Annotated in this window: 21 protein-coding genes and 1 riboswitch; of the genes, 10 read left to right on the top strand and 11 right to left on the bottom strand. The window is 76.3% G+C overall.

Going from position 1 to position 21,244, the window contains the following annotated elements; genetic code table 11:
- Window positions 1-39 precede the first annotated feature (39 nt).
- The 4 genes from QSK03_RS14250 to QSK03_RS14235 all read left to right on the top strand — a co-directional run bounded on the left by QSK03_RS14250 (window position 40) and on the right by QSK03_RS14235 (window position 4,337).
- On the top strand, window positions 40-936 hold the full coding sequence (locus tag QSK03_RS14250; protein WP_285653069.1) for an SDR family oxidoreductase: 897 nt from the start codon (window positions 40-42) through the stop codon (window positions 934-936).
- 89 nt (window positions 937-1,025) lie between these two features.
- A complete protein-coding gene (locus tag QSK03_RS14245; RefSeq protein WP_285653067.1) occupies window positions 1,026-2,243 on the top strand; it encodes a cytochrome P450 family protein in 1,218 nt (405 codons plus the stop codon).
- Window positions 2,244-2,311: 68 nt separating this feature from the next.
- The gene (locus tag QSK03_RS14240; protein WP_285653064.1) at window positions 2,312-3,466 is read left to right on the top strand and encodes an Hsp70 family protein; all 1,155 of its coding nucleotides are present in this window, start codon (window positions 2,312-2,314) and stop codon (window positions 3,464-3,466) included.
- 25 nt (window positions 3,467-3,491) lie between these two features.
- On the top strand, window positions 3,492-4,337 hold the full coding sequence (locus tag QSK03_RS14235; protein WP_285653061.1) for a DNA-formamidopyrimidine glycosylase family protein: 846 nt from the start codon (window positions 3,492-3,494) through the stop codon (window positions 4,335-4,337).
- A gap of 26 nt (window positions 4,338-4,363) precedes the next feature.
- Here the strand turns inward: QSK03_RS14235 and cobA are convergent, their stop codons facing one another.
- The 8 genes from cobA to QSK03_RS14195 form a co-directional block, all read right to left on the bottom strand.
- On the bottom strand, window positions 4,364-5,572 hold the full coding sequence (cobA, locus tag QSK03_RS14230) for a uroporphyrinogen-III C-methyltransferase (RefSeq protein ID WP_285653059.1): 1,209 nt from the start codon (window positions 5,570-5,572) through the stop codon (window positions 4,364-4,366).
- A complete protein-coding gene (cobT, locus tag QSK03_RS14225; protein ID WP_285653057.1) occupies window positions 5,569-7,317 on the bottom strand; it encodes a nicotinate-nucleotide--dimethylbenzimidazole phosphoribosyltransferase in 1,749 nt (582 codons plus the stop codon). The genes cobA and cobT overlap by 4 nt, the downstream gene beginning before the upstream one ends.
- Entirely contained in the window at window positions 7,314-8,354 is a 1,041-nt protein-coding gene (gene cobC, locus QSK03_RS14220) for an Rv2231c family histidinol phosphate aminotransferase CobC (RefSeq protein WP_285653054.1), read from the bottom strand. The genes cobT and cobC overlap by 4 nt, the downstream gene beginning before the upstream one ends.
- Window positions 8,351-8,683, bottom strand: a complete 333-nt coding sequence (locus QSK03_RS14215) for a hypothetical protein (protein WP_285653052.1) — start codon at window positions 8,681-8,683, stop codon at window positions 8,351-8,353. Before QSK03_RS14215 ends, cobC begins: the two co-directional genes overlap by 4 nt.
- A 58-nt stretch (window positions 8,684-8,741) precedes the next feature.
- Window positions 8,742-8,869: riboswitch (cobalamin riboswitch) on the bottom strand.
- A 150-nt stretch (window positions 8,870-9,019) separates the two neighbouring features.
- Window positions 9,020-9,631 carry a response regulator transcription factor gene (locus QSK03_RS33140; protein ID WP_352232002.1) on the bottom strand — a complete coding sequence of 204 codons (612 nt, stop codon included), beginning with the start codon at window positions 9,629-9,631 and terminating at the stop codon, window positions 9,020-9,022.
- 30 nt (window positions 9,632-9,661) lie between these two features.
- Window positions 9,662-10,603: an asparaginase gene (locus QSK03_RS14205; RefSeq protein ID WP_285653049.1), complete on the bottom strand. Its 942-nt coding sequence runs from the start codon at window positions 10,601-10,603 to the stop codon at window positions 9,662-9,664.
- Window positions 10,600-11,139: a cyclodeaminase/cyclohydrolase family protein gene (locus tag QSK03_RS14200; RefSeq protein ID WP_285653047.1), complete on the bottom strand. Its 540-nt coding sequence runs from the start codon at window positions 11,137-11,139 to the stop codon at window positions 10,600-10,602. Before QSK03_RS14200 ends, QSK03_RS14205 begins: the two co-directional genes overlap by 4 nt.
- A gap of 61 nt (window positions 11,140-11,200) precedes the next feature.
- The gene (locus tag QSK03_RS14195; protein ID WP_285653045.1) at window positions 11,201-12,898 is read right to left on the bottom strand and encodes a formate--tetrahydrofolate ligase; all 1,698 of its coding nucleotides are present in this window, start codon (window positions 12,896-12,898) and stop codon (window positions 11,201-11,203) included.
- 144 nt (window positions 12,899-13,042) lie between these two features.
- On the opposite strand from QSK03_RS14195, the gene QSK03_RS14190 reads away from it, so the two are divergent.
- The gene (locus QSK03_RS14190) at window positions 13,043-13,876 is read left to right on the top strand and encodes a cutinase family protein (protein WP_285653042.1); all 834 of its coding nucleotides are present in this window, start codon (window positions 13,043-13,045) and stop codon (window positions 13,874-13,876) included.
- A 24-nt stretch (window positions 13,877-13,900) separates the two neighbouring features.
- On the opposite strand, the gene QSK03_RS14185 is transcribed toward QSK03_RS14190, so the two are convergent.
- On the bottom strand, window positions 13,901-14,131 hold the full coding sequence (locus QSK03_RS14185) for a hypothetical protein (RefSeq protein WP_285653040.1): 231 nt from the start codon (window positions 14,129-14,131) through the stop codon (window positions 13,901-13,903).
- A gap of 86 nt (window positions 14,132-14,217) precedes the next feature.
- Here QSK03_RS14185 and QSK03_RS14180 point away from each other — a divergent pair, with 86 nt between their 5' ends.
- The 3 genes from QSK03_RS14180 to QSK03_RS14170 are packed head-to-tail and all read left to right on the top strand — an operon-like array spanning window position 14,218 to window position 15,755.
- The gene (locus QSK03_RS14180; RefSeq protein ID WP_285653039.1) at window positions 14,218-14,865 is read left to right on the top strand and encodes an NTP transferase domain-containing protein; all 648 of its coding nucleotides are present in this window, start codon (window positions 14,218-14,220) and stop codon (window positions 14,863-14,865) included.
- A 24-nt stretch (window positions 14,866-14,889) separates the two neighbouring features.
- On the top strand, window positions 14,890-15,315 hold the full coding sequence (locus tag QSK03_RS14175; protein WP_285653037.1) for a PPOX class F420-dependent oxidoreductase: 426 nt from the start codon (window positions 14,890-14,892) through the stop codon (window positions 15,313-15,315).
- On the top strand, window positions 15,312-15,755 hold the full coding sequence (locus QSK03_RS14170; protein WP_285653034.1) for a cupin domain-containing protein: 444 nt from the start codon (window positions 15,312-15,314) through the stop codon (window positions 15,753-15,755). The genes QSK03_RS14175 and QSK03_RS14170 overlap by 4 nt, the downstream gene beginning before the upstream one ends.
- On the opposite strand, the gene QSK03_RS14165 is transcribed toward QSK03_RS14170, so the two are convergent.
- A complete protein-coding gene (locus QSK03_RS14165; RefSeq protein WP_285653032.1) occupies window positions 15,752-18,379 on the bottom strand; it encodes a transglycosylase domain-containing protein in 2,628 nt (875 codons plus the stop codon). The genes QSK03_RS14170 and QSK03_RS14165 overlap by 4 nt on opposite strands.
- Window positions 18,380-19,292: 913 nt before the next feature.
- Between QSK03_RS14165 and QSK03_RS14160 the strand changes: the two genes are divergently transcribed.
- Both QSK03_RS14160 and QSK03_RS14155 read left to right on the top strand, forming a co-directional pair.
- Window positions 19,293-19,619 carry a hypothetical protein gene (locus tag QSK03_RS14160; RefSeq protein WP_285653030.1) on the top strand — a complete coding sequence of 109 codons (327 nt, stop codon included), beginning with the start codon at window positions 19,293-19,295 and terminating at the stop codon, window positions 19,617-19,619.
- A gap of 531 nt (window positions 19,620-20,150) precedes the next feature.
- On the top strand, window positions 20,151-20,486 hold the full coding sequence (locus QSK03_RS14155) for a hypothetical protein (protein WP_285653028.1): 336 nt from the start codon (window positions 20,151-20,153) through the stop codon (window positions 20,484-20,486).
- Here QSK03_RS14155 and QSK03_RS14150 read toward each other — a convergent pair.
- Window positions 20,483-21,241, bottom strand: a complete 759-nt coding sequence (locus tag QSK03_RS14150; protein ID WP_285653025.1) for an SDR family NAD(P)-dependent oxidoreductase — start codon at window positions 21,239-21,241, stop codon at window positions 20,483-20,485. The genes QSK03_RS14155 and QSK03_RS14150 overlap by 4 nt on opposite strands.
- Window positions 21,242-21,244: the final 3 nt, after the last annotated feature.

The following is a 21,244-nucleotide window of genomic DNA, read 5'->3' as shown; positions in this document are numbered from 1 at the left end:
CGTCGTTCCTGACCGACCCGCACCCCGAGGAGACACACCATGGCCGCCGACCTGGCCGGCAGTCTGAAGGACAAGGTCCTGTTCATCACCGGCGCCGCCCGCGGCATCGGCGAGGAGACCGCGCGGCGCGCCGCCGCCCTCGGCGCCCGCGTCGCCGCGGTCGGGATGGAGCCCGAGCGGCTCGAGAAGCTCGTCGCCGAGCTCGGGCCCGGTCACTGCTGGGCCGAGTGCGACGTCACCGACCAGTCCTCGCTCGACGCCGCCGTCGCCACGACGGTCGCGCAGCTCGGCGGGATCGACGTCGTGATCGCCAACGCGGGCATCGCGAACCACGGCACCGTGGCCGAGAGCCCCGCCGACGTCATCGCGCGGGTCATGGAGGTCAACCTCATCGGCGTCTCGCGCACGGTGTCGGCGACGGTGGCGGAGGTCGAGAAGCGCGGCGGCTACCTGCTGCTCGTGTCGTCGCTGGCCGCGTTCACCGCGCTGCCCGGCATGGCCGCCTACTGCGGCGCCAAGGCCGGCGTCGAGAACTACGGCAACGCCCTGCGCTTCGAGCTCGCCCACCGCGGCGTCGGCGTCGCCACCGCCCACATGGGCTGGATCGACACCGACCTCGTCCGCGACGTCAAGGCCGACTCGTCGACGTTCGAGGACACCCTGAAGAAGCTCCCGTACCCCCTGGGCGCGCTGACCTCCGTGGAGGACTGCGCGAACGCCTTCCTCGAGGGCATCGTCAGGCGCAAGCGCCGGATCTTCGTGCCGAAGGCGGTCGGGATCGTCGCCGCGATGCGCCCGATCACCTTCTCCTGGCTCGGCGACCTGCCCATCATGGCGCAGGCGAAGCAGATGGTGCCCCGTCTGGAGGAGCAGTTCCGGAAGACCGGACGCACCTTCGGTGCGACGAGTGCGGGGATGGGCAAAGGCCGGCCGTAGCGTCGCGGCGGGCGCCCCTCGGGGCGCGTAGCGTCGTCGGTGAATCAAGATTCATCGAGACCCCACCACCACCCGAGAGGGGCCCGCCCGTGACCGACCTCGCCACCGGCCCGGTCTTCACCGACGACTACTGGCGCGCGCCGTTCGCGGTGCTCGGCGAGGTGCGCGAGCAGGCGCCGGTCCGCGAGGTCGACCTACCCGACGGCGGCACCACCTGGCTGGTCACCCGCTACGCCGACGCGCGCGCGGTGATGGCCGACCCGCGCTTCGTCAAGGACTTCCGCAACTCGCTGCCCGAGGACCAGCGCGCGTCGTTCGCCGGCATCCCCTCCCCGGGCGGCGACATGATGCTGCTCAACGACCCGCCGGTGCACACGCGGCTGCGCAAGCTCGTCGTCAAGGCGTTCACCGTGCGGCGGGTCGCGGCGCTGCGTCCGGGGATCGAGGCCATCGCGACCTCGCTGCTGACCGGGCTGCCCGGCGACGCCCCGGTCGACCTCGTCGAGGCCTACGCGGTGCCGCTGCCGACGGCGGTGATCTGCGAGCTGCTCGGCGTGCCGGTGGAGGACCAGGACGCGTTCGGCGCGTGGTCGCGGACCCTCATCGACGACTCCGGTGAGGCCGCCTCGATGCAGGCCAACGCGAGCCTCGCCGCGTACCTCGCCGAGCTCGTGGAGCGCAAGCGCACCGAGCCCGACGAGGCCCTGATCTCGGCGCTCATCGAGGTGTCCGAGGAGGGCGAGCAGCTGTCGACGAGCGAGATCGTCGCGATGGGGATGCTGCTGCTCATCGCGGGCCACGAGACCACGGCGACCCTCATCACCACCGCGGTCGAGGCGATGCTGCGCGACCCCGGGCTGCGCGACCGGCTCGCGGCCGCCGACGCCGACGAGCTGAAGGCGGCGATCGAGGAGTTCCTGCGCTGGGGGTCGCCGATCGCCCAGGCGCCCCTGCGCTTCGCCGCGGAGGACGTCGAGCTCTCCGGGGTGACCGTGCCGCGCGGCGCGATGGTCATGGTGTCGCTGGCGGCGGCCAACCACGACCCGGCGCGGTTCGAGCGCCCGGACGACTACATCGAGGGGCGGGACACCACCGGGCACCTCGCGTTCGGCCACGGCCTGCACTTCTGCCTCGGCGCGTCCCTGGCCCGGCTCGAGGCGGAGGTCGCGCTGCGGACGCTGCTCGACCGCTTCCCGGCGTTCACCGCCGGCACGGACCTGCCCGTGGACCGCCGCCGCAGCGTGCTCGTCAACGCCTGGGCGCGCCTGCCGGTCGTGCTCGACGGCCACGCGACCGCGTCGGCGTGACCGCACGGCGGCGCGCCCGGACCCTGTGACACCCTGCCCCGGGTGACCCGCGGTTCGAGATCCCCGGCATGACCGGCGCCGTCGGAACGGACGCCCGCTGGACCCTCGCGATCGACCACGGCACCACCGCGACGGTCGGCGCGTGGGCCGACGTCGACCCGCGCGACGGCTGGGTTCGGGTGGGCCCGGTCGCCGTCGACGGGTCCACCTCCATGCCCTCGGCCGTGCTCTCGCGCCCGGACGGCGCGGTGCTCGCCGGGCGTCCCGCGCTCGAGGCCGGCGCGCAGGACCCGGCCGCGGCGCTCCTGCGCACGCGCCCCCACCTGGCCGCGAGCACCGGGGGTCCGCCCGAGCTGCTGACCCAGTGGCCGCGCCCGACCACCGCGGTGGACGTCGCGACCGCGCTCATCGCGAAGGTCGTCCGCGCCGAGGCGGAACGCCGGCGGACCCTGCCGTCGGTGGTGGTGCTGCTGCACCCGGCGTGGTGGTCGACGCCGGCCCGCGAGGCCCTGCGCACGGCGGGTCAGGCGGCGCTCTCGGCGATCCCGCTGACCACGCCCGACCAGCTCGAGCTGCTCGACTCCCCGCGCGCGGCCGCGCACCGGCTCGGCGGCCACGGACGGCTGCTCGTGGTCGACATCGGCGGCGCCGCCACCGAGCTCGCGGTGGTCGACCGCGCCGGCGACGGCACCGGCTCGGTGGCCGCGGTGCGCTCGGTCAACGTCGGCGCGGAGGTCCTGGACGACGCCCTGGCCCAGCTCGTGCTCGACCGGGCCCCGCCGATGCTGGCCGCACGCGTCCGGTTCGGCGGCGACCTGGAGGCCCACCGCGCCTGGTACCGGCTGCGCGCCGCGGTCCGCGAGGCCAAGGAGGGCCTCGGGGCGGCCGGCCAGGTGACCGTCGCGCTGCCGGTGCTGCCGCCGGAGAACCCGGGGTACGGGGTCGTCGCCCTCGACCACACGGACCTCGGCGGCATGCTCGGGCCGGGGCTCGAGGAGATCGCGCAGGGCATCGACGCGCTCGTGAGCACGCTGACCGGGCCACGGCCCGCCATGCTCGCGCGGGGCGGTCTGGCCGAGATGCCGCGCATCCGCGAGTGGCTGGCCGAGCGCACCGGGTTCGGGCTCGCCCACGGCGGGGACCCCGGCGCGGTGTCGGCGTTCGGCCCGGCGTCGGGGGCGGCGGCGTGGGCCGCCGAACGGCTGGGGCTCGGCCGACGGTGAGCGAGGGCTGCGTGGAGGGTGAGGCGTGGAGGGTGACGCCGTCCACCGCTGCGCCGCCCGCCTCGATGCCCTGTCCGGCGCGACCGTCGCGCGCAGCGACTTCCGGACCCCGTCGCTCGCCACCGCCGACCTCGCGGGACGCACGCTCGTCGCCACCCGCGCGCACGGCAAGCACCTGCTGACCCGGTTCGACGGGGACCTGACGCTGCACAGCCACCTGCGGATGAGCGGCGCGTGGACGGTGGTCCGCCAGCACGGCAGCACCGGCCGCCCGCTGCTGCCCCGCCGTCTCGCGGTCCGCGCCGCCCTGACCCTCGACTCCGGCGTCTCGCTCGTGGGGGTCGACGTCCCGGTGCTGGAGCTGCTGCGCACCCGCGACGAGCACCGCGTCGTCGGCCACCTCGGGCCGGACGTGCTCGCGGGCGTGCCGACGGCGACGCAGGAGGAGTTCGACCAGGGCGACGCCCTCGCCCGCCTGCGCCGCGACCCGGCCCGACCGGTCGTCGAGACCCTCCTCGACCAGCGCGGGGTGTCCGGGCTCGGCAACCTGTGGGCGGTCGAGGTGTGCTTCCTGCGCGGGCTCTGGCCGTGGACCCCCATCGGTGACGTCGACCTCGAGCCGCTGCTCGCGCTGGCGCGGCGGATGATCCGGCACAGCCTCGACCACGGCACCGGCATGACGACCACCGGCGTGCGCCGCCGCGGGGAGAACCACTGGGTCACCGGCCGGTCGAACCGGCCGTGCCGGCGCTGCGGCACGCTCGTGCGCTTCCGGCCCGCCGTCGGGTCGGGCGCGCCGTACGCCCGCGAGGTCTGGTGGTGCCCGTCGTGCCAGCCCGCGCCTGCATGTGAGCGAAATTCCCGGCCGTAGCCGGGAACTTCGCTCACATAGACCGGTCAGCCCAGATCGGCCACCGCCCCGACGACGATCACCGCGGGCGGGCGGACCCCGGCCTCGGCGATGGCGTCGGGCAGCTTGACCAGCGTCGACCGCGTCGTCACCTCGCCGGGCAGGCCGCCCTCCTGGACGGCCAGGGCGGGCGTCTCCGGGTCGCGGCCCGCGGCGAGCAGGGCGTCGGCGATCGCGCCGATGTTCTCGACGGCCATGAGCAGCACGACGGTGCCGCGGAGCCGGCCCAGCGCGTCCCAGTCGACCAGCGACTGCTCGTGTCCCGGCGGCAGGTGGCCCGAGACCACGGTGAACTCGTGGGTCACGCCACGGTGGGTCACCGGCACGCCTGCCAGCGCCGGCACCGCGATCGCGCTGGTGATGCCCGGCACCACCTCGACCTCGACACCCGCCGCGGCGCAGGCCTGGATCTCCTCCATGCCGCGCCCGAAGACGAACGGGTCGCCGCCCTTGAGGCGCACCACCCGGTGACCGGCCAGCGCCTCGTCGACGAGCACCTGGTTGATCGTGTCCTGGCTCATGTAGCGCCCGCGGGGCAGTTTCGAGGCGTCGATGACGGTGACGTCCGGCGGCAGCTCGTCGAGCAGCGGCTGCGGTGCGAGCCGGTCGGTGACGACGACGTCGGCCTGCGCCAGCGCCTGGCGCCCGCGCACCGTGATCAGCCCCGGGTCGCCCGGGCCGCCGCCGACGAGCGTGACGCCCGGGCGCACGGCGCGGTGCCGGCGATCGGCCAGGGTCCCGCTGCGCAGGGCCTCCACGGCGCCGTCGCGCACACCGGTTGCGCGGCGCGGGTCGCCGCCGCCGTGCACCGCGACGGTGATGTCGTCGTAGCGCCCGACCGCCGGGGTCACCGCGGTGCCCGCGTCGGCCTCGTCGGCGCGCACGCAGAACACCCGCGACCGCTCGGCCTCGGCGGCGACCGCGGCGTTGACCGCGGCGTCGTCGGTGGCCGCGACCGCGTACCAGGCGCCGTCGAGGTCGCCGTCGGCGTACCGACGGGTCACCCAGGTGATCTCGCGGGAGTCGGCGAGGGCATCGAGCGCGGTGGTGAGCGCCGGGCTCACGACCACCGTGTCGGCGCCGACCTCGTGCAGTCCGGCCACGCGGCGCTGGGCGACCGAGCCGCCGCCGACCACGACCACCCGCCGGCCGCGCAGGTGCAGCCCGACGGGGTAGACGCGTGCCGTGTCGTTCACGGGCCCTCCTGCTCGATGTCCTTCTCCGTCACCCCGGCCGCGTCGAACGTGGCGACGTCGGCGAGCGCGCGGGCCGCGGCGGTGACCACCGGCACCGCGAGCAGGGCACCGGTGCCCTCGCCGACCCGCAGCCCGAGGTCGAGCGCGGGCTCGAGACCGAGGTGCTGCAGCGCCAGGGTATGGGCCGGTTCGACCGAGCGGTGACCCGCGAACCAGGCGTGTGACGCGGTCGGCGCGAGCGCCGCGGCCGCGAGCGCCGCCGCGCCGGAGACGACACCGTCGAGCAGCACCGGCGTGCGCAGCGCGGCCGCGCCGAGCAGGAACCCGGCGAGCCCGGCGTGCTCCAGGCCGCCGACCGCCGCCAGGACCTCGAGCGGCCGGTCGTGGGCGTCATGGTCGATGTCGTGGCGGGCGAGCGCCTCGGCGACGACCGCGACCTTGCGGGCGTGGGTGACGTCGTCGATGCCGGTGCCGCGGCCGGTCACGGCGACGGGGTCGGCGCCGGTGAACGCGGCGACGAGCGCGGCCGAGGCCGTCGTGTTGGCGATGCCCATGTCGCCGGTGACGAGCAGGCGGTTGCCGGCGGTGACCAGGTCGCGGGCGGTGTCGATGCCCGCGGTGACCGCGGCGCGGACCTCCTCGCCGGTCATCGCCGGCTCGACGGTCATGTCGCGCGTGCCGGCGCGGACCTTGCGCGGCAGCAGCCCGGGCGCGGGCGCGAGGTCGGCGGCGACCCCGACGTCGACGACCTGGACCTCGGCGCCCACCGTCGCCGCGAACGCGTTGACCGCGGCGCCGCCGGCCAGGAAGTTCGCGACCATCTGCGTCGTCACCTCCTGCGGCCAGGGGGTCACTCCGCGGGCGTGCACGCCGTGGTCGCCCGCGAAGATCGCGACGACGGCCGGCTCCGGCACCGGCGGCGGGCAGGTCCCCGCCAGCCCGGCCAGTCGCACGCCCAGCTCCGCGACACCGCCGAGCGCCCCCGGCGGGACGGTCATGCAGGTGAGGTGCTCGCGGGCCGCGGCGGCGCCGGGTCCGGGGTCGATGTCCGCGATCGCGGCGAGCGTCTCGTCGAGCGGGTCCATGTGGTGGCGCCCCCAGGTCTCCTCGTGCACGGCCCACGCCAGCGGTCGGCGCCGGGCCCATCCGGCGGTGGCGAGCTCGGGCTCGTCGGCGAAGTCGCTGACGTGCCCGACACAGAGGTAGGCGACGATCTCGAGGTGCTCGGGCATCCCGACCCGCTCGCGCAGGACCCTCGCCAGGGCGCGCTCGTCGAAGAAGCTCACCCAGCCGACCCCGAGGTCCTCGGCGCGCGCCGCGAGCCAGAGGTTCTGCACCGCCCCGGCCACCGAGTGCGCCGCCATCCGGGGCTGCGTGTGGCGCCCGAGCACGTGCCGGCCGCCCCGGGTGGGGTCGCAGGTGACGACGATCCCCAGCGGCGCCTCCCGGATCGCCTCGACGCGCAGGCCCGCGAACGCCCGCGCGCGCGCCGCGGGGAGGGAACGGGCGAACTCGTTGCGCTGGTGCTGCGCCAGGCCCGCCAGCTCGTCGCGGAGCTCCGGGCTGCGCAGCACGAGGAAGTCCCAGGGCTGGGAGAACCCGACGCTCGGGGCGGCGTGCGCGGCCTCGAGCACCCGGAGCAGGCGGTCGTCGTCCACCGGCGTGTCGACGAATCCCGTGCGCACGTCGCGGCGGGCGCGCAGCACGCGGTGGAGGGCATCGCGGTCGCCGGGGTGCAGGCTCACGCGAGCACCGTGCGCAGCGCGTCGACGAACCGGTCGGTGATCTCGGGGGCGCGGACGGCGATCCGCACGTGCTCGGCGTCGAGGCCCGGGAACGTGTCGCCGCGCCGGACCGCCCAGCCGAGCGCGCGCAGGCGTGCGCGGACGTCGGTCCGGCCCGGAGTGCGGGCGAGGACGAAGCTGGCGGCGGGGGTGGCGCGGACCTCGATGCCGTCGAGACCGTCCAGGGCCGTGCGCAGGTGCTCGCGGTCGCCGGCGAGCGCCCGGGCCGCGTCGTCGGCCTCGGCGAGGGCGGCGGGGGTGCTGCAGGCGGCGAGGGCGACGAGCGCGGGGGTCGAGACGGACCAGGGCGGGGCGGCGGCGCGGAGCCGGTGGGCCAGGTCCTCCGGCGCGAGCGCGTAGCCGACGCGCAGCCCGGCGAGGCCCCAGGTCTTGGTCAGGCTGCGCAGAACGACGAGGCCGGGGAGGTCGCGGCGGTCCGCGAGCGACTCCGGCTCCCCGGGCGCGGTGTCGATGAAGGCCTCGTCGACCACCAGCGTGCGGCCGGGCTTCGTCAGCGCGGCGACGACGTCGGCCGGGTGGCGCACCGAGGTCGGGTTGGTGGGGTTGCCGACGACCACGAGGTCGGCGCCCTCCGGCACCGCCGCGGGGTCGAGGGTGAGGTCGCCGTCCAGGACTACCCGGTCGACCTCGTGACCTGCCGCCCGCAGCGCCGCCTCGGGCTCGGTGAACTGGGGGTGGACGACGACCGCGTGGCGGGGCCGCAGGGCGCGGGCGAGCAGCACGAACCCCTCGGCGCCGCCCGCGGTGGGCACCACCTCGTCCTCTCCACGGGCGTGGCGCGCGGCCACCGCCGCGACCGCGTCGCGCGGATCCGGGTAGGCGGCGAGGTCGGCGAGGCTCGCGGTCAGGCGGTCGCGCAACCAGGCCGGCGGGGTGCCGGCGCGCACGTTGACCGCGAGGTCGACCAGGCCCGGTCCGACCTCGGTGTCGCCGTGGTGGTGGAGGTCGTGGACGACCTCGCGGGTCGACAGCGTCACCGGCGTCCGCGGGCGACCCGCCGCAGGACCGCCTCGGCCTCGGGGACGGACGCGGCGAGCACCGACGTCACCACCCGCGGCGCGGCGCCCTCGTCCCAGCCCGCGTCCTGCATGCGGGCGACGAGCTCGCGGGCGAGCGTGTCGACCCGGGCGGCGGCCTCGACCCGGTCACGCACCGGTCCCTCGCCGAGCAGGTCGAGCGGGAGCTGCCCGGCGCCGGCGAGCACCCGGCGCAGATCGGGGAGCAGGCGGTCGGCGCGGCGGGGTGCGGTCCGGGTGCGCGTCACCGGCGGGTGGGCGCGGGCGTGCGGGGTCACGGGTGCGTGCATGTCGTCGCCGGCCTTCCTCGGGTTCCTCGCCCGATGTCGCTGCCTCGTCGACGGCCGGAGTCTCCTGGCTCCCGGATCGCTGCTCGCCCCGGCCTTCCCGCCGGCGTGGTGCCGGTAGTGGCCTTCTCGTGGGGTCCGCTCCCCGGTGACAGTGGCGGGACCGCGCCGGATTCGCACCGGCTTCCTCCGTGTCCGTCGATCGGCAAGCCGACCACGACCGCGGGGCCCGGTCAACGCGTCCGGCGGAGTCGAGCGTGTGGCCCTATCGGTGTGCTCCACCACAATGACGTCGAAAGCGTCAGCGGTGGCCCACCGCTGACACCGAGACTCGTCCGTTCAGCGCAGCAGGCCCTGGCGGAACCCGCGGGCGACGGCGTCGGCGCGGTCGCCCGCGCCGAGCTTGCGGAACAGGCGCCGGGCGTGGGTCTTCACCGTGTCCTCGGCGAGCACGAGCTCGGCGGCGATCTCGGCGTTGGAGAGGCCCTCGGTCATGCCGAGCAGCACGTCCATCTCGCGCTCGGAGAGCTCGCTGACGGCGGGGCGGGCGCCCGGCAGGACACCGGGGTCGGCGAGCTCGCCGGCGCGCAGGAAGCCGCGGGCGCCGAGGCGCAGGGCCCAGGCGGCGCGCTCGTCCTCGGAGGCGGGGTCGGCGGCGGGGGCCCGCTCGACGACGTCCAGCCCGGTCGCCGGGGGTTCGCCGACGACGAGCACCGGGGTCTCGGGTGCGTGGCGGCGGACCTGGCGGACCGCCTCCATCCAGGCGCTGCCCTCGTCGGCGCCGACCAGCACGACGTCGGGCCCGTCCTCGCGGGCCGCGGTGCCGGTGAGCCGGACGACCAGGTCCGGCACGTTGTCGATGCACGGGAGGTCGTCGAAGACGGACGAGAGGTGGCCGACCAGGCGCTCCCGGCCGGGAGTCGCTCCGGCGAACACGAGACACGATCCCATTTCACGCGCTCCTCACCCCGATGAGTGCTCTCACAATCGCACACGGTGAGCGCCGATCGGGTGACCCCCTCCCCGGACGGGCGGGGCGGCCACGGTGTGGAGGGCCTCCGGCGGGGTGACGCCGCGCCGGCGGAGGACCTCGAGCAGCACCGGACCGACCGCCCGGGCGCCGCCGTCGACCACCGCGAGCGCCAGCGACGCGCCGTCGGGCAGCACCGCGAGGAGCACGCCCTCGGCACCCACCTTCGACAGCGACCCGGGCAGCAGGGTCATGAGCACGGTGTCGAGCCGGTCGGGCCCCGCGACGAGGTCGGGGTGGGCGCGCATCGCGGCCGCGACCCGGTGCGCCGGCGTCCCGGGCGCCGCGTCGGCAAGCCGGCGGCCGAGGCGCGCGACGGCGACGAGGTCGGTCGCGAAGGCCGGCGCGCCGCACCCGTCGACCGTCGAGGCGTGCACGGGGCCGGCCACCCGCTCGAGGGTCGCCCGGACGTGCTGCTGCAGGGGGTGGGCGGGGTCGAGGTGGTCCTCGAGCGACCAGCCCCGGGCGCGGCAGGCCGCGAGGAACGCCGCGTGCTTGCCCGAGCAGTTCATGGCGAGGCGCGTGGGCGCGCGCTCGCCCCAGGCGTGGTCGGCGGCGAGGCCCAGCGGGCGCGCCGGCGGGCACCGCAGCGCGTCCTCGTCCAGCCCGTGGCGGGCGAGCAGCCCGGCCGCCAGTGCGAGATGGCCCGGCTCGCCCGAGTGCGACCCGGCGGCGAGCGCGAGCTCCCGGTCGTCGAGCTCCGCACCGGCGTCGAGCACGGCCATCGCCTGCGCGGGCTTGATCGCCGAGCGCGGCAGCATCGGCGCCTCCACCGGCCCCGCGCGCAGCTCCTCGGACCCGTCGGGCCCCAGCACGACGAGCCGCACCCGGTGCTCGGACTCGACGAGGTCGCCGCGAGTGACCTCGACGACCCACGGCTCCGGAGAGGTCACACCAGACGCTCGGCCAGCGTGCGGGCGCGCCCGGCCCGTTCCTCGGCGTCCTCGACGCGCGGGTCGGCGAGCTCGCCGGCGTCCGCGATGTTCGCGCCCACGAGCGCCGCCGCCGACTCGGCGGCCGCGGCCGCGAGGAACACGGCGGTGACCGCGTCGCCCGCGAGCGCGTCGGGACCGCTCTCGGCGAGCAGGGCCGCGAGCTCGGCCACACGGACCGCCAGCGTCACGACGTCGGCGGGCACCTGCACGATCGCCTCCGCCGCCGCCGGTCCGCCGCCAGGCTTGCGGCGCGCCTCGAGGAACCCGCTGTAGGCCTCGACGTCGTCGTCCGCGAGTCGCAGGGCCCGCGTCCGCAGGCGGTCGAGCTCCTCGACGGCCTCCCGGTCGGCGGCGCCCTTGGCGACCTTGGTGGCGAGACCCGCGGCCAGGGACGCGGTCACCGCGGCCGTCGACCCCGCCGCCGGGCCGGGCCCCCGGGCGGCGAGGACCTCCCCGAACCGCCCGACCGACAGCTCCCCCAGCGGCCGGTTCACCGCGCATTCCCATGTGAGCAGGTGGCGCCCCGATAGGGGCGCCAACTGCTCACATGGGACGTCAGAAGAGCCCCACGATCGTGCCGTCGGGCTTGACGTCGATGTGGTGGGCGGCGGGGTTCTTGCCCAGGCCCGGCATGGTCCGCATGTCGCCGCAGATCGGGTAGATGAAGCCGGCACCGACCGAGGCGCGGACCTCGCGCACCGGCATCCGCCAGCCCGTCGGCGCGCCCAGCAGCTTGGGGTCCGACGAGATCGACAGGTGGGTCTTCGCGATGCACACGGGGAGGTTCCCGAAACCGTTGCGCTCGTAGAGGTCGATCGAGGTGTTCGCGGCCGGGGCGTAGTCGACGCCGTCGGCGCCGTAGACCTTCGTCGCGACCGTCTCGATCTTCTCGCGCAGCGGGGCGTCGTCAGGGTAGAGCAGCTGGAAGTGGCTCTCCTCGTTCGCGGCCTCGGCGACGGCCTCGGCGAGCTCCGCGGCGCCGCGACCGCCGTCGCTGAAGTGCGTCGACACCGCGACCCGCGCTCCCAGCGACTCGGCGATCTCGCGGATCGCCCGGTGCTCGCTCTCGTGGTCGGTGGGGAACGCGTTGATGCAGACCACCGGCGACACACCGTGCAGACGCATGTTCTCGATCTGCTTGCGCAGGTTGGCCCCGCCGGCGTGCACCTCCTCGGGGTTCTCCTCGAGCAGCGCCGGCGGCAGGTCCTTGCCCGCGACGATCTTGTGGTTGCCGGAGTGCGCCTTGAGCGCCCGCACCGTCGCCACGACCACCGCGGCGTCCGGCGTCATCCCCGACGCCCGGCACTTGATGTTGAAGAAGCGCTCGGCGCCCATGTCGGCGCCGAAGCCGGCCTCGGTCACGAGGAAGTCGCCGCCGTGGATGCCGATGCGGTCGGCGACGATCGAGGAGTTCCCGTGCGCGATGTTGCCGAAGGGCCCGGCGTGCACGAGCACCGGCGTGTTCTCCAGCGTCTGCATGAGGTTGGGCTTGAGCGCGTCGCGCATCAGCGCGGCCATCGCCCCGGCACCGTGGATGTCCTCGGCGGTCACCGCGTCGCCGTCGCGCGTGTAGCCGACGACGATGCGCCCGAGGCGCTGGCGCAGCTCGGCGAGGTCGTTGGACAGCGCGAGCACCGCCATGACCTCGGACGCAGAGGTGATGTCGAACCCGGACTCGCGCGGCACGCCGTCCATGCGCCCGCCGAGGCCGGTCACGACGTTGCGCAGCGCGCGCTCGTTGACGTCGAGCACGCGGCGCCAGGTGACCCGGTACGGGTCCAGGCCGGCCTCGTTCCCCTGGTAGAGGTGGTTGTCGAGCACCGCCGAGAGCATGTTGTGGGCGCTCGTGACGGCGTGGAAGTCGCCGGTGAGGTGGAGGTTGAACTTCTCCATCGGCACGACCTGCGAGTAGCCCCCGCCGGCCGCGCCGCCCTTGATGCCGAACGTCGGCCCCATGCTCGGCTGGCGGATCGCGACGACCCCGCGCTTGCCGATGTGCGAGAAGGCCTGCCCGAGCCCGACCGTCGTGGTCGTCTTGCCCTCACCCAACGGAGTCGGGGTGATCGCTGTCACGACGACGTACTTGGCCCGCGGGCGGTCCGTCATCGCCTCGATCGCGTCCAGTTCGATCTTGGCGACGTCGGTGCCGTGGCGCTCCAGGAGCTCGGGCGGCAGGTCCATCTGCCGGGCCACGTCGTCCATGGGCTGCAGCGTCGCGGCCTGCGCGATGTCGAGGTCCGACGGGATGCTCACGGGTCCTCCTGAGTTCACGCCACCCCGGCTCCGGCCTCGCCGCCGGGGGACTCGGTGACGGGGAACGCTCGCAGACCGGAGACGTTCTGTCAGCCCGACGTGTCACGCTCCGTGGACCGTGCGGATCTCCCGCGCGGTGTCCGGATGCGCGAGGATGGGCCCGTGGCGGGCGCGGCGGGACGACGGCGGCTGCTGGTGGCCCTGCTCGCCCTCGGCGCCGCGCTGACCCTCGTCCCGAGCGCCTCGGCGGAGGCGGCGGAGGCGGCCGCGCCGGGCTGCCCCGCGGTCGCGCTGTTCGCCGTCCCCGGCACCCGCGAGACCTCCGAGGCCGCCGACCCCGCCCGGTCGATCGGGATGCTCTCGGGACTCACCGACCCGCTCGCCGCGCGCTGGGGCGGCGACCCCGCAGCGCTGTCGGTGCGCTACGTGCCCTACCCGGCATCGCTCGACCGCCCGTTCTACCTCGTCAGCGAGCAGCGCGGCGCCGACCGCCTGACCCGCGACGCCGTCGACGTCGCCACCCGCTGCCCCGCGACGACGATCACCCTCGTCGGCTACAGCCAGGGCGCCGACGTCGTCTCGGACGTGCTGCACCGTGTGGCGAACGGCACGGTCGCGCTGGCACCGGAGCGGATCGGCGGCGCGGTGATGCTCGGCAGCCCGCGGCGCGACCCCCTCTCGCCCAACCTGATCGAGACGCCGGGCCGCGGCCTGCTCGGGCCCCGGCCGACCCGCGAGCTCGACGTCTACGACGGCCGGGTCTACGAGGTCTGCGCGCCGGGCGACCCGATCTGCGCGACCGAGAACCTCGACGTCCGCGCGTTCCGCGAGGGCTGGTTCTCCGGCGCCCACCGCTCCTACCCCACGCTCGCGGTCGGGCCGGCGGGGACGCCGCTGTTCACGGTGCTCGAGCGGGGGGTCGACGCCCTCGTGACCGGCACCTCCGCGAGCACCGTCGGCACCGCCGCGAGCGGCTGAGGGTGTCCGGCGGTGGGCAGGGGTTCAGTCGCGGAAAGCGGCCCGCCGCTGCTCGTGGGTCCGCGCGTCGCCCATGCGGCGGACACGGTCCCGCTGCTCGTCGGTCGCGGTGCCCTCTGCCACCGCGCGCTCGGCCTCGGCCATGGCGCGGTCGATCGCGGCCTCGTCGGCGTCCGCCGGCGTCGGGGCCACCCACCCGCGGCGGGCGTCCTCGGGCTCCGGGCGGCGCTCGGTGCTGCCGATCACTGTGGTCACCTCCGGTCACACATCAGCGTGTCGTCCCTCGGGTGTCCGGGCCCCGAGGCGCCCAACCGGTCGCGTACCTCACGTGGGCACGTCCGGTGAGCGCCGCGGCCGGTGTCGTGCTCGCGGGGGGGCGGTCCCGCCGGATGGGCCGCGACAAGGCCCTGCTGCCGCTCGGCGGGACGACGCTGCTCGGCCACGTCCTCGACGTCCTCGCCGAGGCCGTCGACGGGCCGCTGCTCGTGGTGGGCGCCGCCGAGGGCTCGCGGGCGTTGCCGCCGGACACCGCCGGACGGCGGTGGCACGGGCGGTGCCGTGTCGTCCACGATCCGGTGCCCGACGACGGCCCCCTGCGCGGGCTCGCCACCGGACTCGCGGCGGCCGCCGGCACCGGCGCGGCGACGGCGTTCGTCGCCGCGGTCGACCTGCCCCACCTGCACGCCGCCGTGGTCCGCGCGGTGCTCGCCCACCGCGTGCCCCCGGTCGAGGTCGCCGTGCCGGTGCTGGACGGGCACCGCCAGCCCCTCCTCGCGGCGTACGCCACCACCCTGGCCGCCCGCGCCGAGGACCTCCTCGCCCGCGGCGAGCGCCGGACCGGCGCGCTGGTGGCCGCGAGCAGGGTCCGCGAGATCCTCCCCGCCGACCTCCTCGCCGACCCGGACGTCGCCGCCGCCGACCAGGACCTGCGCGCCGGACGGGGCGTCAACACCCCCGAGGAGTGGGACGCGGAACGCGGCGACCGGTGAGGCGCCGCGCCTAGGCTCGCGGCCATGGCGGACCTCAGCGACCCCGACATCGTCGCATTCCTGACCGACGGCACCCGCACCGGCAAGATCGGGTGGACCGCCCGCGACGGCCGCCCGCTGGTGGCCCCGATCTGGTTCCTCGTCGAGAACGGCACGATCGTCTTCAACACCGGTTCCGACACCGCGAAGGGCAAGGCGTTCGCCCGCGACCCGCGCGTCGTGCTCTGTGTCGACCTCCAGGAACCGCCGTACGCCTTCGTCCAGGTGCAGGGCTCGGTGACGCTCTCGGAGGACCCCGACGAGCTGCTCCGCACCGCCACCGACCTGGGCGCGCGCTACATGGGCGCCGACCGGGCCGAGGAGTACGGGCGCCGCAACGCCGTGCCCGGCGAGCTCGTGGTGCGCCTGCACCCGTCCAAGGTCGTCTCGTCCCTGAACGTGGCGGGATGACCCCGCCGCCGCTGGCTCGGACGCTCGGCCTCGCGCCGCACCCCGAGGGCGGCTGGTTCCGCCGCACCTGGACGGCGGCGCCGACGCTGCAGCCGGCCGGTTACCCCGGTCCGCGGGCGAGCGCCACCGCGATCCACTACGTCCTCGCCCCCGGCGAGGAGTCCCGCTGGCACCGGGTGCGCTCCGATGAGCTGTGGTGCTGGCACCGGGGCCCGGCGCTGTCGCTGTGGCTGGGCGGCGACGGCGAGCGCCCGGTGCCCGACGCGGAGGCCGAGGAGATCGTCCTGGGCGACCGCGTCGAGGACGGCCACGCCGCCCACGCCCTCGTCGCCGGCGGCGTGTGGCAGCGCGCCGCGCCCGCACCGGACGCCGGCGTCGAGGTGCTGGTGACCTGCGTCGTGAGCCCGGGCTTCGACGACGCGGACTTCACGCTCGGCTAGTTCCCGGGCGGATCGGCGCCCGCCGGGGCGTCGCCCTCGGCCGCGTTGCCGGGCGCCCCCGCGGCCGCCGGGTCGCCCGCGGCGGGCGCGTCGGCCGGTGCCTCCCCGGGCTGCTGGGCCGGAGCGTTCGTATCGGCCGGCGGGGTGGTCGTCGACGTGGGCGTCGAGGACGACCGCGGCGCCGCGCTGGTCGACGGTGACGGCGACGACGAGTCCGCGTGGCTCGCCGTGTCGCCCGGGTCGGAGCCCGCGACCGGGGTGAACGGCCCGAACGTCTGGCGCGGCGTGTCGTCCAGCGCGTCGTCCATGAAGGACTTCCAGATCTCGCTGGGCAGCCCGTGGCCGTAGACCGGGCGACCGTCGGAGGTCTTGATCGGCGTGTTGTCGTCGGTGCCGACCCAGACGGCCGTCGAGGCTCCCGGCGTGAAGCCCGCCATCCACGCGTCGTTGTTCTGGTCCGCGACGTGCGACTGCACGGTGCCGGTCTTCGCCGCCGACTGCCGGCCGCCCTGCAGCGACACCCCGTCGTACTCGGGGACGTCCCGCATGGCCTCGGTGACGTTGCGCGCCACCCGCGGGTCGATGCGCTGCTCGCCCTGGTCGGTCGACTGGTCGAACAGCACCTCGCCGTTGGCCGTCGTGACGCGCTGGACGAGGTGCGGGCGGTGGTAGACGCCCTCGTTGGAGAACGTCGCGTACGCCGACGCGAGGTCGACCGCCGTCGTCTCCTGGTTGCCCAGCGCGATGCCCGAGTTCGGGTTGTCCATCGGCTGGGAGATGCCCGCCTGCCGCGCGGCGGCCGCGACGGCCTGCGGCCCCACCTTGTTGCCCAGCGCGTTGTAGACGACGTTGTTCGACAGCGTCATCGCGCGCTTGAGGCTGCAGTTGGCGCAGTCGGCGCCGTCCACGTTGCGCGGGGTCTGGCCGGGGATCGAGCGGCCGTCGAACTCCGTCGAGATCCCGATCGGCGGGTCGTGCTGGAGGGCCGCGAGCAGCACGAACGGCTTGAACGTCGAGCCGGCCTGCTTCTCCACGCGGGCGTAGTCGAGGCCCGAGCCGTTGGCGCCGCCGTAGTACGCCAGGATGCCGCCGGTCCGCGGGTCGACCGACACCGTCGCGCTGCGCAGGTTGTCCGGCTGGCCGCGCATCTGCCGTTGGTTCGCCTCGGCCGCCTCGCGCTGCGCCTGGGGCTGGATCGTCGTCTGGATCTGCAGGCCCTGCGTCACCAGCGCGTCCTCGTCGATGCCGAGCGTGCGCAGTTCGTCGCGGACGGCGCTGTAGATGTGGCCGCGGTCGTCGTCGGGCACGCCGCCGGTGACGCGACGGGGCGGCACCGTGGCCGGGAACTGCGCCGCCGCGCGCTCCGGCGCCGGCAGCCAGCCCTGGGCGACCATGCCGTCCATGACGTAGTTCCAGCGGCGCACGGACTCGTCGAGGTTCTGGGCCGGATCCCACTTCGACGGCGCCTGGATGACCCCCGCCAGGAGCGCGCCCTCGGCCGGGTTCAGCGTCTCGACCGGCTTGCCGAAGTACGCCTGCGACGCCGCCTGGATGCCGTAGGCGCCGCGGCCGAAGTAGATGCTGTTGAGGTAGTCCCCCAGGATCTCGTCCTTCGAGCGCTCCTGGGAGATCTTCAAGGAGATGATGAGCTCCTTGTACTTGCGTGTCAGCGAGTACTCGTCGCCCACCATCGCGTTCTTGACGTACTGCTGCGTGATCGTCGATCCGCCGCCGCTGCCGCCGGTGAGGTTCTTGTAGACCGCGCGGCCGAAGCCGGTGATGTCGAAGCCGCTGTTGGAGAAGAAGCTGCGGTCCTCGGCCGAGAGCACGGCGAAGCGCACCGGCGGCGGCACCTGGTCGAGGTTGACCTTCTGCCGGTTGCCCTGCTCGCCGGGCGCGATGCGCGCGAGCACGGAGCCGTCGGCGAACGAGACGGTGTTGAGCTGGCTCTCGACGGCGTCGTCGGCGTTGGGCACCGGGATGAAGATGAAGCCCAGCACCATCGACAGCACGGGTGCGGCGACCATCGCGGCGAGGCCGGCGTAGACGCTGCGCCGCACCCGGCGCCAGCGCAGGGCGGTCGCCGTGAGCGCCTCGGGGTGCGGGCCGTCGAGGTAGAGCACGGCCCGGTCGCGCATCCGGCGGCCGAACGCGACGACCCGCTCCCCGCCGGGCAGGCCGACGATCCGCGCGGCGACGGCCGACAGCACCGTCGCGACGAGGACGGCGAACCGTCCCCGGGGGACCGTGCTGACCGGCGCGCGGGAGCCCGCCGTGTTCCGGGCGGCCATGGTGCGGCTCGTGCCGGCCCGGCCGCCGCTGCGGGTGGCGGGGCGCTTCGCGGGGTTGCGCGGGCGCGTCGTGGAGCGGGACGAGGTGCGCGACGTCGCGCGGGCGGCCGCACCGTGGCGGGCGGTCGCGCGCCCGCTGCGCGGGGCGGCGCGGGTGGCGTCGTCGTCCTCGTCGTCCTCCTGGTCGAGATCGTCGAGGTCGTCCTCCTCGGGGAGGTCCTCGAGGTCCTGCTCGTCGAGCGCGTCGTCGTCGCGGTCGCGGCGGCCCTTGCGGTCGCGCGGCAGCGGACCCGACCCCGGCCCGCGGGGCGACGGCGCGTCGACGGCGGGCATCGCGGCCGTGCCGGTGGGGCGCGCCGGGCGCTGCGGGGCCGACGTCGTGTCGGTGCTCGTGGGCGGCGCGGCGAGAGCGGTGCTCGTCGCCGTCGCGGCAGTCGTCGGCTGCGCGGGGCGTCCGGGCGCGTCACGGCCGGGCGCGACGGGGCTCGCGGTGCCGCCGGGAGGCGGGCCTCCGGGGCGGCCGGGCGCCGCGGCCGGGCGCGCTCCGGAACCGGCCGGAGGTGCCGGCGCGCCGACAGGGCGTGCCGGCCCGGCCGGCGGGCGGGGTCCGGCGGTGCCGGTCGTCGCCGGTGGCGCCGCGGGCGCGCCGGGCGCGGCGGGCGGGCGCGCGGGCGGACCGGCGGGGCGGCCGGGGCCGGCAGGACCGGCCGGCGGAGGCGTGGCCGGAGCGGCCGGGCCGGCGGGACGGTTCCCCTGCGGCGCTCCGGCGCCGGGTGCACCGCTCGGCGGTGCGGCGGGGGTGGCGGGGGCGGCACCCGCACCACGGGGACCGGGGCCCTGAGGCGTGGCGCGACCAGGAGCAGCGCCACCAGGAGCAGCGCCACCAGGAGCAGCGCCACCAGGAGCAGCGCCACCAGGAGCAGCGCCACCAGGAGCGGGGCCACCAGGAGCGGGGCCGGCCGGCGCCGGGCCGCCATCGGGTGCACGACCCGCCGCGGGCCCGCCCGCGGCCGCACCGCGCGGCGGCGCGCCGGCAGGCGGCTTCGGGGCCTGGCCCTGCGGCGGCCGGCCGTTCGGGGCGGGCGTCGCGGGCGGCGGTGCGGGGGTCTGCGTCGGCGCCTGCGTCGGGGCCTGCGTCGAGTTCTGGCCCCGGCCCGCGCCCTGCGGCCGCGCGCCCGGCGCCCCAGCTCCCGGGCGGCGTCCGGTCGGCGGCGCGGCGGTGCCCTTCGGCGGAGGCGGCGGGACGGTGGGTGGCACAGCGGGGGCGCGCCCCGCCGGAGCCGACGCGGAGGAGGCCGGCGGGCGGGACGAGGTCGCCGCGCTCGACGGGGCCGACGGGCCGGACGAGGACGCCGGTCGCGACGAGGCCGCCGCGTCGGTCCTCGTGCTCGCCGCGCCTCGGCCGGTGGACGTGGCCCCGCGGTCGGCACGGGCGCCGGATCGCGCGCCGGCGAACGTGCCGGTGCTCGTACGGGAGCGGAAGGAGCCGGTGGAGAGGGCGGAGGGGAAGCCGACGGGGGGCGAGGACGGGGCCGGCTCGCCGGTGATCCGCGCGCGGACGACGTCGCCGTAGTCGTCGTCCCGGCTGTGCCGCTCGGAACGCGACGGCTGCTCGGACCGGCCGCGGTCGTCCGCGGCGCGGGAGCGCCGGCCGCCGGAGGCGCCGTGCGCGCCCCGGTCGGCGTCGTCGCCCGGGTCGACAGGGTCGACAGGGTCGACGGCGTCAGCGGCATGGCGCCGCCCCGACGAGCGCGCGTGCGTGCCCGCCACCGAGCAACCACCTCCCCGTGTCGCTCGACGTCACTGCCCGTACACACGACCGAGTCGGCGTGTCGGCTCGGCCGCGGAATCCGACGCAGGATGTTCGGACCCGCACGAAGGCAACGCGCCAGCACGGGCCGCGTCGCGGCCAGATCGGGGTGCCGTCCACGACCGGGGCGCAAGATGCGGTGAGTGGTGCTTTGATGTCACTCCGTCGTGAGGTCCGTCCGCTGGTCTCGGACCGTCGCGCTGAGTGGCGACGGCTGCCACCCACTGCTAACGGCGGAGCGCCGGCGACCGATGACCGGTTCGACGATGCCCCGGGCGAGAGGACACACGCGGCATGGACCCCGACCAGGACCGGCCCTGGGTCCCGCGGCCCCGCGCGGGCGGCGAGGACACCGGTGACGCGTGGTTCCCCGTCGTCCCGGCCCCGCGTGCCGCGCCCACCCTCGAGCAGATGCCCGGCCGGGTGGCCACGCTGACGGAACGCCCGGCCGCCCCGACCGCGGCCGTCGTCCCCGTCGCGCCGCGGTCCGCCGCCCTGGCCGTGCGCGACGCCGGCCTCCCCGGTCTGTTGAGCTCGTGGCGCCGCGCCGTGGTGCGCCTCGTGGGCGCGGCCGTCGACGGATTCCGCTCGGTGATCGGCCTGCTGGTGGCCGCGCCGGCCTCGCGCTAGAGCTGCACGCCGCGCGTCAGCGCGCCGTCGACCACGAGGTTCGTGCCGCTGATGAAGGTCGCCGCGGGGCTGGCCAGGAACGTCACCGCCCGCGCGATCTCCTCCGGCCGCGCCATCCGGCCGGTCGGGTTGAGGCCGAGGGCGTGGTCGTAGAGGTCGCGGTTGTTCTGCTCGATCGACTCCCACACGCCGCCGGGGAAGTAGACGTTGCCCGGCGAGACGGTGTTGGCCCGGACCTTGCCGGCGAGCTGGTAGGCGAGACCCTGTGTGTAGTGCACGATCGCGCCCTTGAACGTCCCGTAGGGACCGGCGGCGAAGTCGATCTCGCGGCCGGAGACGCTGGAGATCGTCACGATCGCCCCGGCGTCGCTGGCCTCGAGCGACGGGAGCGCCGCCTCGACCAGCCGCACCGTGCCGAGCATGTCGGTGGTGAAGCTCGCCGCCCAGTTCTCCTCGCTGGAGGGGATCGCGAGCGCCGAGACGTTGGCGACCACGACGTCGATGCCGCCGTGCGTCGCCGCGCTGTCGGCCACCCACGCGCCGAGGGCGTCGCCGTCTGCGACGTCGACCGTCGTGCCGTGGACGTCGTGGCCGGCTCCGCGCATCTCCTCCTCGGCGGCCCGGACGCCGTCGGCGGAGCGCGCGCAGAACGCGACCGTCGCGCCCTCCGCGGCGAGCGCCTCCACCACCGCCCGCCCGATGCCGCGGCTGCCTCCGGTGACCAGCGCGGTGCGGCCGGTCAGCTGCAGGTCCATCGT

It is taken from the genome of Actinomycetospora sp. NBRC 106375 (assembly GCF_030269665.1).
Taxonomy (GTDB): Bacteria; Actinomycetota; Actinomycetes; order Mycobacteriales; family Pseudonocardiaceae; genus Actinomycetospora.
Note: the sequence above shows the minus strand (reverse complement) of the source record. Positions and strands in the feature narration are given on the sequence as shown.